Below are 15,182 nucleotides of genomic sequence, written 5' to 3'. Positions count from 1 at the left end.
TCAAAATGAGTCAAGATTTAAATAAACTTATTGAAGAAAAATCTATTGAAAAAACAACTTTAACAAAACGTTTGACAATTGGAGGGAAAACAAAAGACTATCCAGTATATAAATTTCCTTTAGAATATTTGTATTATAATGATCAGAACGGACGTATTAATACAGTTTACCATCAGTACATATCAAATCATGGGAAATTAACACCAGAAATTGGAGATTCAAAATATAATGAAATATTTGAAAAATTTATTTTTGAATCTAAAAAGCAAGCTTTAAAGGATACTCAAATTTCTATTTCTGAAAAAGGACAACAAGAGCCTGGTGTAATTCTTTCCGATGGAAGAGTTATTGATGGGAATCGTAGATTTACAGCTCTTCGCAGAATACAAAAAGAAACAAAAATCCAACAATACTTCGAAGCTGTTATACTTTCATTTGATATCAGTAATAAAATTGATGAAAAGAAAATAAAAGAGTTAGAATTAGATTTGCAGCTTGGTCGTCAAGAAAGAGTAAGTTATGACCCAATTGATCGTATTTTTGACGTCTATAACACAATAGAAGTTCAAAAACTAATGACTCCTGAAGAATATAAAAAAGCAAGTGGTGCTGGTAATACTAAGGGAATTAACAAAGACTTACGTCTTGCTGATCTAATTATCAAGTTCTTATCCATAGTCGCTCCCAACGAAAATCCTATTGATAAATTTTATCTTGCTAGAGAATTGAAGTTAGATGGACCTCTGGAAGATATTGAAAGAACAATTAACAAATTAAAAAAAGATAAAGAGACGATAACTCAAAATGTACTAACTATTTTAGCAGTCCAGATTGCAAAGTCTGAAGTTGGTGATAGAGATATTACTAGAAAAATCCGAGATGTCAAATATAATATTTTAGACAATCCTGAAATGAAAGAACATTTCATAAGTGCTACTGATGAGCATGTAGATAATATTATTGACTTTTTTGAGTCTAATCCGATAGATAAGGCAAGTGATTTAAAAAATAATCTAAATAACAATCTTGAGATAGCAGAAGTATCAAGTAAATTATTACAAACAACTAACAGATTATCAAACAAAGGCCAAATAACAGCAAATCGCAGACAATCCTTGGTAAAATTGCAAGAAATCAGAGATACATTAGAAGATTTATCTGCTGAAGATTTAAAAGAACTGCATGAAGAAGAATTTTTTGAGGCAAAAGAAATTCTTCAAGAAATTAGAGATTTAGCATTTAAATTATCCAAATAGAGAAAAGGGGAAAAGGAATGGTATTTTCTCTAAAACTTAAAAATCTAATACAACCTACATATCAAAGTGAAAATTTAGTTAAAGAATTCTATGAACCGGTATTATCTGAAGCTACTATTTATAGAAGAGTTTCAGCCTATTTTTCTAGTGAGGGACTGGGGTTATATTCGAAGGGGTTGGATAAATTATTTGGAAATAATGGATTTGCTCAATTTATCATTTCGACTGATATCTCTGAAGAAGATTTTAAAAAAATTCAAGAAGGATATGCTCTTAAAAATAGTTTAGTAGATTTGCCTGCTCAGTTAAGGCAAACTATTCTAAATGATCAAACAAAAGAATCGTTAGGTAATCTGGCATTTATGATTGCAAGTAACCATGCAGAGGTAAAGTTTGCAGTTATTCCAAGAGGACGAGGGATTTTTCATGATAAATTCGGTCTTATTGATTCAGATGATGAAACTGTCTTTTTTAACGGATCTGTTAATGAAACTAGAAATGGTTTAGAATATAATTATGAAAGTATTTCTGTAGATGTTTCTTGGGATTCAAGTACGAATGTTCAAACACGAATACTAGCTAACAAAAATAGATTTGACCGATTGTGGAAAAATGAAGAGAAAGATATTCTGACAATTGATGCTACAAAAATTGTTTATGATGAAATAAAAAAATACCAGCAATATTCCACAATAAATAAAGTTAAAGAAAATCAGTCAGATAATAATATCTATTTTTATTTAAAAAGTGGAAATATAATTGTACGTCAAGATAACTCTTCTATACAGATTACAAGCTCAGATAGAAAACTAAAGCCTGGATCGGATTTGTCCAATAAATATTTTGAAGATGATAATTCAACTATCAAATCAGAATTTTCTTATATGGATATAAATTACATTATTAAAGAAACAAGGAAAAGATGTGATAGAAAAAATATTATAGTTGAAGTATCAGAGGAAGTACAAGAATACCTAAAGTCAAATCAATACTCGATTGAACAATATCGTAAGTTGGGAATTTATTTAAAATCACCTGAACAATATACAATTCATAGGGAACAAGAAAAGTTTGAAGAGTTTGTTTCTGTTGTTAGTTCAGAGGTTGCACGGCCGTTTAAAAAATTGCAACTTGAGGCAGCCTTCTACGAATACAGGATGGCTAGAGCTGCGAATTTTTCTGTGCCAGGTTCTGGTAAAACTGCTATGATTTTGGCCGTTTTTGCATTTTTGAATTCCTCGAAAGTTGAAAGTGAGCATGTAGATAATTTATTGGTTATTTGTCCTATTAATGCCTTCAACAGTTGGAAAGAAGAATTTAAACAAGTTTTTGGAAACAAGAAACAGTTAGAAGTAATTGATTGTCAAAGTTCCAAAGATTTTGATTACGATTTATCTTTGAACTGGAAAACATCAAATCTTGTATTAGTGAATTATGAATCGCTGACAAAATACAAAGAGAAGTTGCAGGAATTGTTGTCAATTAAGACAATGATTGTCTTTGATGAAGTTCATAGAATAAAAAAACCTTTTGGAGTTCGTGCTCAAGCTGCTTTAGAACTAGTTAAGGATTCAAGATTTAAGTTTGTTTTAACTGGGACACCTATACCTAATTCTTATCAAGATATCTATAATTTCCTCCATCTATTGTATTCAAATGAGTATAATTCCTTTTTTAGATGGAATTTAGATGAATTAAAAAATCCTAGTGTTAGGAAAATTGAAGAAATTAATAAAGCTTTAATTCCATTCTTCTGGCGCTTAAACAAAGATGACTTAGGAGTACCTAAACCAGATCCAGATAATTTTTTGGTTGTTGAACCTAGCGAAGAACAGAAACAATTAGCGCAGTCTATATACTATAATGAATCGTCGAGTTTAGCCAGATTGATTCGATTGATACAAGCGTCTACAAATCCTGAATTAATTAACAAAAGGATTGAATATAAAGATATGTGGTTTGCAGACGATAATGATAAAGATGATACTGTTGAAATATCTGAAGAAATATTTAATAATAGACTACAAATTGTTTCGGACTCGGGAATCAGAGAAGCCAAAGGATATGATGAGTATGATTTTTCAAGTATGATTTCTCCTAAATTTGAGAAAGGTATTGATAAAATTCAAGAGCTCATATCTGAGGGGAAAAAAGTCATAGTTTGGGCAATATTTGTTGATACTATGAAAAAGATACAAAATAGGTTAGACCAAGTTGGAGTGAAATCTAATTTAGTGTATGGTGGTACAGATGTATCTGATCGGCAGAATCTGATTGATGATTTTCGATTTGGTAATACTATGGTTATGATTTCTAATCCTCAAACGCTAGGTGAATCTGTATCTTTGCATAAAGAAGTTCATGATGCTTTGTATTTTGAATACAATTTTAATCTAACTTTTATGCTTCAATCTCGAGATAGGATCCATAGATTAGGATTAGAAGATAACCAATATACAAGATATTATTATCTACAGACCAGATGTGAACCAGATGATAGTGGTAATCCAGGTTATATTGATCAACAGATTTATAAGAAACTGGAAACTAAGGCTAACATAATGCACAATGCTATTGATAATAATATTCTATCACCAGAATTTTCTCAAAATGAGATAGATGAAGCAATTAGTATTATTGACGAGGAGAGAAATCGTATTTTAAAAAACACTAATTAAAATGAATCCCGTTAGCTTTTAACTAAATACCGCTATTTTTATTGCATATGCCTTAAATTTACCATGTGTTAAAATCAATTGATTTTTACTTAATAAATCATAGATAAATCTATTTTAACCTTTGACTATTCCGCAAAATTATCGTACAATAAAGAGTACATGATAAAATGAGGTCAGAGTCTGTTCGCTCTGGCGATAGTAGTAAAAATGAGGAGAAACGCTTTGGAATTAGAAGTATTTGCTGGGCAAGAAAAAAGTGAACTATCTATGATTGAGGTAGCACGTGCTATCTTGGAACTTCGTGGTCGCGATCATGAGATGCATTTTAGTGATCTTGTAAACGAAATTCAAAACTACCTTGGAACATCAAACAGCGATATCCGCGAAGCTTTGCCTTTGTTCTACACAGAGTTGAACTTTGACGGTAGCTTCATCTCACTTGGAGACAACAAATGGGGCCTTCGTTCATGGTATGGTGTGGACGAAATCGACGAAGAAATCATCGCTCTTGAAGAAAGTGACGACGATGAAGTAGCACCAAAAGCTAAGAAAAAACGTGTCAATGCCTTTATGGATGGTGATTCAGATGCCATTGACTACAATGCGGATGATCCAGAAGACGAAGATGCATACGAAGCAGATCCAGCTCTTTCATACGATGATGAAAATCCAGATGATGAGAAAAATGAAGTGGAAGCTTACGATGCAGAAATCAACGAAATCGCTCCTGATGACTTGGGTGAAGACGTGGATCTCAACGAAGAAGACGACGAGTTTTCTGACGATGACGCTGAAACGAGTGAAGAAGAGTAAAAGACTTCACAGAGGAGATCGCCTGATCTCCTTTTTTGTTGCTTGAGCGTGTTGTCCGTTTGGATGCGGATTTTTAGTTTGTTTTCTGAAAACAATCTTCTTTTTTTCATCTTTTACCAATTCGGGTTGACAAATATTCTGCTTTGAGGTATCATATTGTTCGGGCACCTCTTTTAGAGGTCGGGGCTCCCTAGTTACTAGGGAGCTATTTTTGTTTTTTCAGGAAGTTTTCTTGAAGAGTTGTTATTCATAAGGGTCTTGTTTTCGATCTCCCCTCGTAGTTAACAAGGCCTTGAGCATTTTAGAAAGAGGAATCTATGTCTACGAAATATATTTTTGTAACTGGTGGTGTGGTGTCGTCTATTGGGAAAGGGATTGTCGCAGCAAGTCTGGGTCGTCTCTTGAAAAATCGTGGTCTCAAAGTGACTATTCAGAAGTTTGACCCTTATATCAATATCGATCCGGGAACCATGAGTCCTTACCAGCACGGGGAAGTCTTTGTGACTGATGATGGGGCTGAGACAGATTTGGACTTGGGTCACTATGAACGTTTCATCGATATCAATCTCAACAAATATTCCAACGTGACAACTGGTAAAATCTACAGTGAAGTTCTTCGTAAGGAACGCCGTGGCGAATATCTTGGGGCAACTGTTCAAGTCATTCCTCATATCACAGATGCTTTGAAAGAAAAAATCAAGCGTGCTGCTGTAACGACCGACTCTGATGTCATTATCACAGAGGTTGGTGGAACCGTTGGGGATATCGAGTCCTTGCCATTCCTAGAGGCCCTTCGTCAGATGAAGGCAGATGTGGGGGCAGATAATGTCATGTACATCCATACAACCTTGCTTCCTTATCTCAAGGCTGCTGGTGAGATGAAGACCAAGCCAACCCAGCATTCTGTAAAAGAATTACGCGGTTTGGGAATCCAGCCAAATATGTTAGTTATTCGTACTGAGAAACCAGCTGGTCAAGGCATTAAAAACAAACTAGCTCAGTTCTGTGATGTGGCACCAGAAGCTGTTATCGAGTCTTTGGATGTTGAACACCTTTACCAAATTCCATTGAATTTACAGGCGCAAGGTATGGACCAAATTGTTTGTGACCATTTGAAACTAGACGCACCAGTAGCGGATATGACTGAGTGGTCAGCCATGGTGGACAAGGTCATGAACCTGAAAAAACAAGTCAAGATTTCCCTTGTTGGTAAGTATGTGGAGTTGCAAGATGCCTACATCTCTGTGGTCGAAGCCTTGAAACACTCTGGTTATGCCAACGACGCAGAAGTGAAGATTAATTGGATCAATGCTAATGATGTGACAGCAGAGAATGTGGCGGAGCTCTTGTCTGATGCGGACGGAATCATCGTACCAGGAGGTTTTGGCCAACGTGGTACGGAAGGAAAAATTCAAGCCATCCGTTATGCGCGTGAGAATGATGTTCCAATGTTGGGAGTCTGCTTGGGAATGCAGTTGACTTGTATCGAGTTTGCTCGTCACGTTTTGGGTCTTGAAGGTGCCAATTCTGCTGAACTTGCACCAGAAACAAAATATCCTATCATTGATATCATGCGTGACCAGGTTGATGTTGAAGATATGGGTGGAACCCTTCGTTTGGGACTTTATCCGTCTAAGTTAAAACGTGGTTCTAAGGCAGCGGCTGCTTATCATAATCAAGAAGTGGTGCAACGCCGTCACCGTCACCGTTATGAGTTTAACAACGCCTTTCGTGAACAGTTTGAGGCAGCAGGTTTTGTCTTCTCAGGAGTTTCTCCAGACAATCGTTTGGTCGAAATTGTGGAAATTCCTGAAAATAAATTTTTTGTAGCTTGTCAGTATCACCCTGAACTTTCCAGCCGTCCAAACCGTCCAGAAGAGCTCTACACTGCCTTTGTCACTGCAGCGGTTGAAAATAGCAATTAGAAAAATTCGAACCTTTGAGAACAATCTCAGAGGTTTTTTATTCATTTAGAAAAGTCTTGCTAACTCAGGCGCTTGATAATAAGAATCAGAAGTTTTCTTTCTACAGTAATGGATGAGATTTTCCTTGCTCGTATACGGCTTCCCTATTTGTCCTAGCGCCCTTTTTGTGTTACAATGAAAGGTATGAAAGCTAAGAAATTATGGATGACTGGCTTGACTGTGGCTGGTCTAAGCGCCCTTGCTTTGGGGGCTAAAAAAGCAGCAGATAACCACAAACTCATGAAGACGCAAGAAGAGTTGACCGCTATCGTGCGCGAACTTTTCTCAGATATGGGTGAGATTGCGACTCTCTATGTTCAAGTCTACGAAAGTAGTCTAGAGCGACTCGTCGGAGGGGTCATTTTCGAGGATGGTCGTCACTATACTTTTGTCTATGAAAATGAAGACCTAGTCTATGAGGAGGAAGTCTTATGATTATTCCCAGTAGTATAGAAGAACTCGCAGGTTTTGTCGAGCAGGATGGTAAGAAGGTCTTTCTTTTTGTGGCAGACTGGTGTGGAGATTGTCGTTATATCTATCCAGCCTTGCCAGAGATTGAGGAGACCAATCCAGAGTTCACCTTTATTCGAGTGGACCGAGACCAGTACATGGATCTGGCCAAACTCTGGGATGTGTACGGGATTCCTAGCCTTGTTGTGCTAGAAAAGGACAAGGAAATCGGCCGATTTGTCAATCGTGACCGTAAAAGCAAGCAACAAATTAACGACTTTTTAGCAGAACTGAAATAGGAGAAAATGGAGACAATGATTTTTACATATAATAAAGAGCATGTTGGCGATGTCCTTATGATCATCGTGAAAAACAGCGGAGATGCCAAGTTGGACGTGGAGCGCAAAGGCAAGGTAGCCCGTGTTTTCCTCAAAGAAAATGGAGAAACAGTGGCTTGGAATATTTTCGAAGTTTCAAGTTTATTTGAAATTGTAGAGCGCGGTCAAGTCTTTTTGACAGATGAGCAAGTCGCTCGTTTGAACCAAGAATTGCAGGCGGAAGGCTTTACAGAAGAAATTGTTAATGATAAGGAACCAAAGTTTGTTGTCGGTGAGATTGTCGAGATGGTAACTCACCCAGATAGTGACCACCTTAACATCTGCCAAGTTGCAGTCGCAAGTGATAAGACAGTGCAAATCGTTGCAGGGGCTCCTAATGCGCGTGTCGGTCTGAAAACCATTGTCGCTCTTCCTGGAGCTATGATGCCAAAAGGCAATCTCATTTTCCCAGGCGAACTTCGTGGTGAAAAGAGTTTTGGCATGATGTGCAGTCCTCGTGAATTGCATTTGCCAAATGCTCCACAAAAACGTGGGGTTATTGAATTATCAGAAGACCAAGTTATTGGAACTCCATTTGACCCAGCCAAACACTGGACTGCCTAGGAAATTGTCAGTGTTTGATAGACCAGATAGGGGGATAAGATGGCGAAAAATGTAGTGATTACAGGAACGACCTCAGGAATCGGTGAAGCGATTGCGCGTGCTTATCTGGAGCAGGGAGAGAATGTCGTTCTAACAGGGCGACGGACAGACAGACTAGAGGCCTTCAAGTCAGAGTTTGCAGAAACTTTTCCAAATCAAACAGTTTGGACCTTTCCACTGGATGTCACGGATATGACCATGGTCAAGACTGTCTGCTCCGATATTTTGGAAACGATAGGGCAGATTGATATCTTGGTCAATAATGCGGGACTAGCTCTTGGCTTGGCTCCCTATCAAGACTATGAAGAGTTGGATATGCTGACCATGTTAGATACCAATGTCAAGGGGTTGATGGCAGTCACTCGCTGTTTCTTGCCAGCAATGGTAAAAGCCAATCAGGGACATATTATCAATATGGGATCGACCGCAGGAATCTATGCCTATGCGGGTGCAGCTGTTTACTCAGCCACCAAGGCAGCAGTTAAGACTTTTTCAGATGGCCTGCGAATTGATACCATCGCAACGGATATCAAGGTGACCACCATTCAGCCAGGGATTGTCGAAACAGATTTCTCTACAGTTCGTTTTCACGGTGATAAAGAGCGGGCTGCGACCGTCTATCAGGGAATAGAAGCCCTGCAAGCACAAGATATCGCAGATACGGTTGTCTATGTGACCAGTCAGCCTCGCCGTGTGCAGATTACAGATATGACTATTATGGCCAATCAACAGGCTACAGGTTTCATGGTTCATAAAAAATAAAAAATTTCTTCGAAAAGTTACAAATTTTTGTAACTTTTTTTGATTCCTTACGAATAGATAAGTAGGAGGAAGAAAATATGTATAATAAAGTTATTCTTATTGGACGTTTAACGTCTACACCAGAATTGCACAAAACAAACAACGACAAGTCAGTGGCGCGAGCAACTATCGCTGTGAACCGTCGTTACAAAGACCAAAACGGGGAACGTGAAGCTGACTTTGTCAATCTTGTTCTTTGGGGGAAATTGGCTGAAACCTTGGCAAGCTACGCAACTAAAGGTAGTCTTATCTCTGTGGATGGAGAACTTCGTACCCGTCGCTTTGAGAAAAAGGGCCAGATGAACTATGTGACTGAAGTCCTTGCCACAGGATTCCAACTTTTGGAAAGCCGCGCCCAACGGGCTATGCGTGAAAATAACGCAGGACAGGATTTGGCAGATTTGGTCTTGGAAGAGGAAGAATTGCCATTTTAAACATTGAAAAGTCTGACTTGGTCTCAGGCTTTTTTATATTGCCAAAGTCAGACTTTTTTCTTGACTATTTCTGACCAAGTGATACAATAGAACTATGAATTAGCACTCAGATATAAAGAGTGCTAATAATATGTATTTCATCATGGAGGAAAACAGATGTTGAAACCATTAGGAGACCGTGTGGTCTTGAAAATCGAAGAAAAAGAACAAACTGTTGGAGGCTTTGTCCTTGCGGGCTCAGCCCAAGAAAAAACAAAAACAGCCCAAGTTGTAGCTACTGGACAAGGGGTTCGTACCTTGAACGATGACTTGGTTGCTCCAAGCGTTAAGGCTGGAGACCGTGTCTTAGTTGAAGCCCACGCAGGTCTTGATGTCAAAGATGGCGATGAAAAATACATCATTGTAGGCGAAGCCAATATCTTGGCAATTGTGGAAGAATAGAAGGAGAAAGTAAGTATGTCAAAAGAAATTAAATTTTCATCTGATGCTCGTTCAGCTATGGTCCGTGGTGTCGATATCCTTGCAGATACTGTTAAAGTAACCTTGGGACCAAAAGGTCGTAACGTTGTGTTGGAAAAATCATTTGGCTCACCACTCATCACCAATGACGGTGTGACCATTGCCAAAGAAATCGAGTTGGAAGACCATTTTGAAAATATGGGTGCCAAGTTGGTATCAGAAGTCGCTTCAAAGACCAATGATATCGCAGGTGACGGAACGACAACTGCAACAGTCTTGACTCAAGCTATCGTCCGCGAAGGAATCAAAAACGTTACTGCGGGTGCCAACCCAATCGGTATTCGTCGGGGGATTGAAGCTGCAGTTGCCGCAGCTGTAGAAGCCTTGAAAAACAATGCCATTCCAGTTGCTAATAAAGAAGCCATCGCTCAGGTTGCTGCCGTATCTTCTCGTTCTGAGAAAGTCGGTGAATACATTTCTGAAGCCATGGAAAAAGTTGGCAAAGATGGAGTCATCACTATTGAAGAATCACGTGGTATGGAAACAGAGCTTGAAGTCGTTGAAGGAATGCAGTTTGACCGCGGTTATCTATCACAGTACATGGTGACGGATAGCGAAAAAATGGTGGCTGATCTTGAAAATCCATACATTTTGATTACTGACAAGAAGATTTCCAATATCCAAGAAATCTTGCCGCTTCTAGAAAGTATTCTTCAAAGCAATCGTCCACTCTTGATTATTGCAGATGATGTGGATGGTGAAGCTCTTCCTACTCTTGTATTGAACAAGATTCGTGGAACCTTCAACGTAGTAGCAGTTAAGGCCCCTGGCTTTGGGGACCGTCGTAAGGCTATGTTGGAAGACATCGCCATCTTGACAGGTGGAACTGTTATCACAGAAGATCTTGGCCTTGAGTTGAAGGACGCTACTATTGAGGCGCTTGGTCAAGCAGCGAGAGTGACTGTGGACAAAGACAGTACGGTTATCGTAGAAGGTGCGGGCAATCCTGAAGCCATTTCCCACCGTGTTGCGGTTATCAAGTCTCAAATCGAAACCACAACTTCTGAATTTGATCGTGAAAAATTGCAAGAACGCTTGGCGAAATTGTCAGGTGGTGTCGCAGTTATCAAGGTCGGAGCTGCAACTGAAACTGAGTTGAAAGAAATGAAACTCCGCATTGAAGATGCCCTCAACGCTACTCGTGCAGCCGTTGAAGAAGGAATCGTTGCAGGTGGTGGAACAGCTCTTGTAAATGTTATTCCAGCCGTAGCTGATTTGGAATTGACAGGAGATGAAGCGACAGGACGCAATATTGTTCTCCGTGCCTTGGAAGAACCTGTTCGTCAAATCGCCCACAATGCAGGATTCGAAGGTTCTATTGTTATTGACCGCTTGAAGAATGCTGAAGTTGGTACAGGCTTCAACGCAGCAACTGGTGAGTGGGTCAACATGATTGAAGAGGGAATCATCGACCCAGTTAAAGTGAGCCGTTCAGCCCTTCAAAATGCAGCATCTGTAGCCAGCTTGATTTTGACAACAGAAGCAGTCGTAGCCAATAAACCGGAACCAGCAGCCCCAGCTCCAGCAATGGATCCAAGTATGATGGGCGGGATGATGTAAAAGTAACTTATAAAAAACACAAAAGGAGGGAAGAACATTCCCTCCTTTTATGATTTTCTCTTCTAAAATTGATTTGAGCTCTCCTAACTTATATGATAAAATAAGACTAGAAGAAGGAGAAGAACATGATCGATGTAGAAGAAATTCTGAGCAAGATGAATCCCAATCAGAAGATTAATTATGACCGTGTTATGCAAAAAATGGTTCAAGTTTGGGAGAAAAATGAGCAACGTCCCACTATTCTCATGCATGTTTGCTGTGCTCCTTGTAGTACCTACACCCTAGAATACCTGACCAAATACGCTGATGTGACTATCTATTTTGCCAATTCCAATATCCATCCCAAGGCAGAATACCACAAGCGGGCTTACGTCACCAAGAAATTTGTCAGTGATTTCAATGAGCGAACAGGCAATACGGTTCAGTACCTAGAAGCTCCCTACGAACCAAATGAATACCGGAAGTTAGTCAGAGGACTGGAAGAAGAACCCGAAGGTGGCGACCGTTGCAAGGTTTGTTTTGACTACCGTCTGGACAAAACAGCACAGGTAGCTATGGACTTGGGCTTTGACTACTTTGGTTCAGCTTTGACCATCAGTCCCCATAAGAATTCTCAAACCATCAACAGCATCGGAATTGATGTGCAAAAGATTTACACAACCCACTATCTTCCAAGTGATTTCAAGAAAAATCAAGGCTACAAACGTTCAGTGGAGATGTGCGAGGAGTATGATATCTATCGTCAATGTTATTGTGGATGCGTCTATGCAGCTCAAGCTCAGAACATTGACCTTGTTCAGGTTAAGAAGGATGCCACAGCTTTCTTGTTGGATAAGGATGTTGAAAAAGATTATTCTCATATCAAGTTTACTGTCACTAAATTAGATATATAGCAATTAACCCAGCTTCCAGGCTGGGTTTTTCCAATAAAAAAACCAGGGCTCTCACCCCGGCTTGACAACTTTACCGATTCTTTAGTTCTATGTAGCGTTTGTACCAAATGTTGACATAGGCCTCTGAGAAAGGACCGCGTCCATTGTTGATCCAATCAACAAGGATTTTAACATGCTCTTTCAAAATATAGTCTAAATCATCAGAATACTTCATTTTGCGTTTATGGCGTTCATATTCTTCAACGTCCAAGAGACGCTTTTCACCATCAGTGAAAACCTTGACATCCAAATCATAATCAATGTATTTCAGGGCTTCTTCATCTAGATAGTAGGGGCTGGCCATATTGCAATAGTAGGAAATCCCATTATCACGAATCATGGCAATGATATTAAACCAATATTTTTTGTGAAAGTAAACAATAGCCGGTTCTCGAGTCACCCAACGACGACCGTCACTTTCGGTAACAAGTGTGTGGTCGTTGACGCCAATAATAGCGTTCTCTGTTGTTTTTAGTACCATGGTGTCCCGCCAAGTACGGTGGAGACTTCCATCATGCTTATAACTTTGAATTGTAATAAAGTCGCCTTCTTTTGGAAGTTTCATAACTAACCAACTTTCTACAATTTATAAGTTTATCGTTTACTATTATATCATAAATCGGTCTAATTTTTTTGAATTTTACACGAAAATATTAAAGATATTCTCTGAGAGCGCTGGCTATATCCGAAAAATCATAGCCTTTTCTAGCTAAAACTTGGGTTAAACGCTGTTTAAGTTCGTATCCTTCATACTTTCGAGCATATTTAGAATATTGTTTATCCAGTTCTTTAAAAATGAGCTCTTGAGTCGTTTCTTGGTCAACTTGACTATCCAAGTCATCAAAAGCAATTTTAGCATCAGAATAGGAGAAGCCTTTGTTCGTTAAGTTTTGGATAATCTTATCTTGCAAGGCACGAGCGGGAAGCTTTCCATTGTATTTTTTAAGCAGTTTTTCTGCAACACGTTGAGCAATCTCTGAAAAATCAAAATCCTTTAAAACCTCTTCAATAGTTGATTTGGCAATCCCTTTTTGAGACAGTTTTTGAGCTAGCACATAGGGTCCCTTATCTCCAGAAAGTTGATTGGCATTGATGATGGAATAAGCATACTGATGGTCATTAATCCAGTTATCTTCTTTTAGGTTAGCGATAACTTGACTAGTGATTTTTTCATCAAGATCATACTTTTTCAGATACTCACGAACTTCCTTTTCGGTTCGAGCTTTAAATGATAGATGGTAGAGGGCGAGATTCTTACCATAAGAAAACTGAGCAAAGCCCTGTATCTCGATTAATTCTTCCTTGCTGATCACCTTATCTTTAGACAACATAAAACGGACAATGGTATCTTCCGTGATATAAGAGGTTTGCTGTCCATCTAACTCCATCAAGTAGAGACGTTTTTTCTTTTCAAGTTTTGTGATTTTCATAGTTCTATTATACCCTAAAATGTGATAAGATAGGGGTATGAATCTGAAAGTCAAACAAAAAATACCTTTAAAAATCAAGCGGATGGGTATCAATGGTGAGGGAATCGGTTTCTACCAGAAAACCCTCGTTTTTGTGCCAGGCGCCCTCAAAGGAGAAGATATCTATTGTCAGATTACTTCTGTTAAACGTAACTTTGTTGAAGCCAAATTACTAAAGGTTAATAAGAAGTCTAAATTTCGAGTCGTACCAGCTTGTACGATTTATAATGAATGTGGTGGTTGCCAAATCATGCACCTCCACTACGATAAACAGTTAGAGTTCAAAACGGATTTGCTCCACCAAGCCCTGAAAAAATTTGCTCCTGCAGGATATGAAAACTATGAAATCCGTCCAACTATCGGAATGCAGGAACCAAAGTACTACCGTGCTAAGCTTCAATTTCAGACTCGAAAATTTAAAAATCAGGTCAAAGCAGGTTTGTATGCGCAAAACTCTCATTATCTCGTAGAGTTAAAAGACTGCTTGGTGCAAGATAAAGAAACCCAAGTGATTGCTAACCGCCTAGCTGAACTTCTTACTTACCACCAAATTCCAATTACAGATGAGAGAAAAACGCTCGGCGTTCGCACCATCATGGTACGTCGAGCAAGAAAAACAGGACAAGTCCAGATAATCATCGTCACAAATCGTCAGCTTAATTTAACCCAGCTAGTAAAAGACTTAGTTAAAGATTTTCCAGAAGTCGTCACGGTTGCTGTCAATACAAATACAGCAAAAACAAGTGAAATCTATGGTGAAAAGACGGAAATTATTTGGGGTCAAGAGAGTATTCAAGAAGGAGTACTGGACTATGAGTTTTCTCTCTCCCCTCGAGCGTTCTATCAGCTTAATCCTGAGCAGACAGAAATTCTCTATAGTGAAGCAGTTAAGGCACTGGAGGTTGGCGAAGAAGATCATCTGATTGATGCCTATTGCGGTGTTGGGACAATCGGATTTGCCTTCGCAAATAAGGTCAAGAGTCTCAGAGGAATGGACATTATTCCGGAAGCCATAGAAGATGCCAAGAGAAATGCTCAGAGAATGGGGTTTGACAATACCCATTACGAAGCGGGAACAGCAGAAGAGATTATTCCACGCTGGTATCAAGAAGGCTACCGAGCGGATGCCTTGATAGTCGATCCTCCTCGTACAGGTTTAGATGATAAGCTATTGGATACCATTCTGACCTATGTTCCAGACAAAATGGTCTATGTATCCTGCAATGTTTCGACCTTGGCACGAGATTTGGTTAAATTAGTAAAAGTCTATGACCTCCAGTATATCCAGTCGGTCGATATGTTTCCCCACACTGCACGGACAGAAGC

The 15,182-nt window shown here is 39.0% G+C and carries 15 protein-coding genes; 13 read left to right on the top strand and 2 right to left on the bottom strand.

Annotation, left to right across the window (positions count from 1 at the left end; all coding sequences use genetic code 11):
* Positions 1 to 5 precede the first annotated feature (5 nt).
* From M1F65_RS09425 to M1F65_RS09370, 12 genes are all read left to right on the top strand, one after another.
* The gene (locus M1F65_RS09425) at positions 6 to 1,256 is read left to right on the top strand and encodes a ParB N-terminal domain-containing protein (RefSeq protein ID WP_247925882.1); all 1,251 of its coding nucleotides are present in this window, start codon (positions 6 to 8) and stop codon (positions 1,254 to 1,256) included.
* Between the two features lie 17 nt (positions 1,257 to 1,273).
* Entirely contained in the window at positions 1,274 to 3,934 is a 2,661-nt protein-coding gene (locus tag M1F65_RS09420) for an SNF2-related protein (RefSeq protein WP_247925879.1), read from the top strand.
* A gap of 222 nt (positions 3,935 to 4,156) precedes the next feature.
* A complete protein-coding gene (rpoE, locus tag M1F65_RS09415; RefSeq protein ID WP_000418415.1) occupies positions 4,157 to 4,747 on the top strand; it encodes a DNA-directed RNA polymerase subunit delta in 591 nt (196 codons plus the stop codon).
* A 317-nt stretch (positions 4,748 to 5,064) separates the two neighbouring features.
* Complete coding sequence (pyrG, locus tag M1F65_RS09410) at positions 5,065 to 6,672, top strand: CTP synthase (RefSeq protein ID WP_000105267.1); 1,608 nt, start codon at positions 5,065 to 5,067, stop codon at positions 6,670 to 6,672.
* 174 nt (positions 6,673 to 6,846) lie between these two features.
* Positions 6,847 to 7,146, top strand: a complete 300-nt coding sequence (locus tag M1F65_RS09405; protein ID WP_008277325.1) for a DUF4651 domain-containing protein — start codon at positions 6,847 to 6,849, stop codon at positions 7,144 to 7,146.
* On the top strand, positions 7,143 to 7,460 hold the full coding sequence (locus tag M1F65_RS09400; RefSeq protein ID WP_000586557.1) for a thioredoxin family protein: 318 nt from the start codon (positions 7,143 to 7,145) through the stop codon (positions 7,458 to 7,460). The genes M1F65_RS09405 and M1F65_RS09400 overlap by 4 nt, the downstream gene beginning before the upstream one ends.
* Positions 7,461 to 7,475: 15 nt before the next feature.
* A complete protein-coding gene (gene ytpR, locus M1F65_RS09395; RefSeq protein WP_008277323.1) occupies positions 7,476 to 8,102 on the top strand; it encodes a YtpR family tRNA-binding protein in 627 nt (208 codons plus the stop codon).
* A gap of 39 nt (positions 8,103 to 8,141) precedes the next feature.
* Positions 8,142 to 8,903, top strand: coding sequence for an SDR family NAD(P)-dependent oxidoreductase (locus M1F65_RS09390; protein ID WP_132972551.1), 762 nt, complete (start codon positions 8,142 to 8,144; stop codon positions 8,901 to 8,903).
* A gap of 77 nt (positions 8,904 to 8,980) precedes the next feature.
* Positions 8,981 to 9,376, top strand: coding sequence for a single-stranded DNA-binding protein (locus tag M1F65_RS09385; protein WP_042902056.1), 396 nt, complete (start codon positions 8,981 to 8,983; stop codon positions 9,374 to 9,376).
* 156 nt (positions 9,377 to 9,532) lie between these two features.
* Positions 9,533 to 9,817: a co-chaperone GroES gene (gene groES, locus M1F65_RS09380; RefSeq protein WP_247925877.1), complete on the top strand. Its 285-nt coding sequence runs from the start codon at positions 9,533 to 9,535 to the stop codon at positions 9,815 to 9,817.
* Positions 9,818 to 9,832: 15 nt separating this feature from the next.
* Positions 9,833 to 11,455 carry a chaperonin GroEL gene (gene groL, locus M1F65_RS09375; protein WP_000031559.1) on the top strand — a complete coding sequence of 541 codons (1,623 nt, stop codon included), beginning with the start codon at positions 9,833 to 9,835 and terminating at the stop codon, positions 11,453 to 11,455.
* 125 nt (positions 11,456 to 11,580) lie between these two features.
* Positions 11,581 to 12,348, top strand: a complete 768-nt coding sequence (locus M1F65_RS09370; RefSeq protein WP_000567567.1) for an epoxyqueuosine reductase QueH — start codon at positions 11,581 to 11,583, stop codon at positions 12,346 to 12,348.
* 70 nt (positions 12,349 to 12,418) lie between these two features.
* On the opposite strand, the gene ntdP is transcribed toward M1F65_RS09370, so the two are convergent.
* The gene (gene ntdP, locus M1F65_RS09365) at positions 12,419 to 12,952 is read right to left on the bottom strand and encodes a nucleoside tri-diphosphate phosphatase (RefSeq protein ID WP_000775318.1); all 534 of its coding nucleotides are present in this window, start codon (positions 12,950 to 12,952) and stop codon (positions 12,419 to 12,421) included.
* Positions 12,953 to 13,040: 88 nt separating this feature from the next.
* The gene (recX, locus tag M1F65_RS09360) at positions 13,041 to 13,817 is read right to left on the bottom strand and encodes a recombination regulator RecX (protein WP_042902059.1); all 777 of its coding nucleotides are present in this window, start codon (positions 13,815 to 13,817) and stop codon (positions 13,041 to 13,043) included.
* A gap of 37 nt (positions 13,818 to 13,854) precedes the next feature.
* On the opposite strand from recX, the gene rlmD reads away from it, so the two are divergent.
* A partial coding sequence (gene rlmD, locus M1F65_RS09355) for a 23S rRNA (uracil(1939)-C(5))-methyltransferase RlmD (RefSeq protein WP_247925876.1) occupies positions 13,855 to 15,182 on the top strand: 1,328 nt, incomplete at its 3' end.

Source organism: Streptococcus oralis, from assembly GCF_023109195.1.
Taxonomy (GTDB): domain Bacteria; phylum Bacillota; class Bacilli; order Lactobacillales; family Streptococcaceae; genus Streptococcus; species Streptococcus oralis_BV.
Note: the sequence above shows the minus strand (reverse complement) of the source record. Positions and strands in the feature narration are given on the sequence as shown.

Coding starts and splice junctions, on each gene's coding strand:
- M1F65_RS09425 (WP_247925882.1), top strand. CDS start 6: ATGAGTCAAGATTTAAATAAACTTATTGAAGAAAAATCTATTGAAAAA.
- M1F65_RS09420 (WP_247925879.1), top strand. CDS start 1,274: ATGGTATTTTCTCTAAAACTTAAAAATCTAATACAACCTACATATCAA.
- pyrG (WP_000105267.1), top strand. CDS start 5,065: ATGTCTACGAAATATATTTTTGTAACTGGTGGTGTGGTGTCGTCTATT.
- M1F65_RS09405 (WP_008277325.1), top strand. CDS start 6,847: ATGAAAGGTATGAAAGCTAAGAAATTATGGATGACTGGCTTGACTGTG.
- M1F65_RS09400 (WP_000586557.1), top strand. CDS start 7,143: ATGATTATTCCCAGTAGTATAGAAGAACTCGCAGGTTTTGTCGAGCAG.
- ytpR (WP_008277323.1), top strand. CDS start 7,476: ATGATTTTTACATATAATAAAGAGCATGTTGGCGATGTCCTTATGATC.
- M1F65_RS09390 (WP_132972551.1), top strand. CDS start 8,142: ATGGCGAAAAATGTAGTGATTACAGGAACGACCTCAGGAATCGGTGAA.
- M1F65_RS09385 (WP_042902056.1), top strand. CDS start 8,981: ATGTATAATAAAGTTATTCTTATTGGACGTTTAACGTCTACACCAGAA.
- groES (WP_247925877.1), top strand. CDS start 9,533: ATGTTGAAACCATTAGGAGACCGTGTGGTCTTGAAAATCGAAGAAAAA.
- groL (WP_000031559.1), top strand. CDS start 9,833: ATGTCAAAAGAAATTAAATTTTCATCTGATGCTCGTTCAGCTATGGTC.
- M1F65_RS09370 (WP_000567567.1), top strand. CDS start 11,581: ATGATCGATGTAGAAGAAATTCTGAGCAAGATGAATCCCAATCAGAAG.
- ntdP (WP_000775318.1), bottom strand. CDS start 12,952: ATGAAACTTCCAAAAGAAGGCGACTTTATTACAATTCAAAGTTATAAG.
- recX (WP_042902059.1), bottom strand. CDS start 13,817: ATGAAAATCACAAAACTTGAAAAGAAAAAACGTCTCTACTTGATGGAG.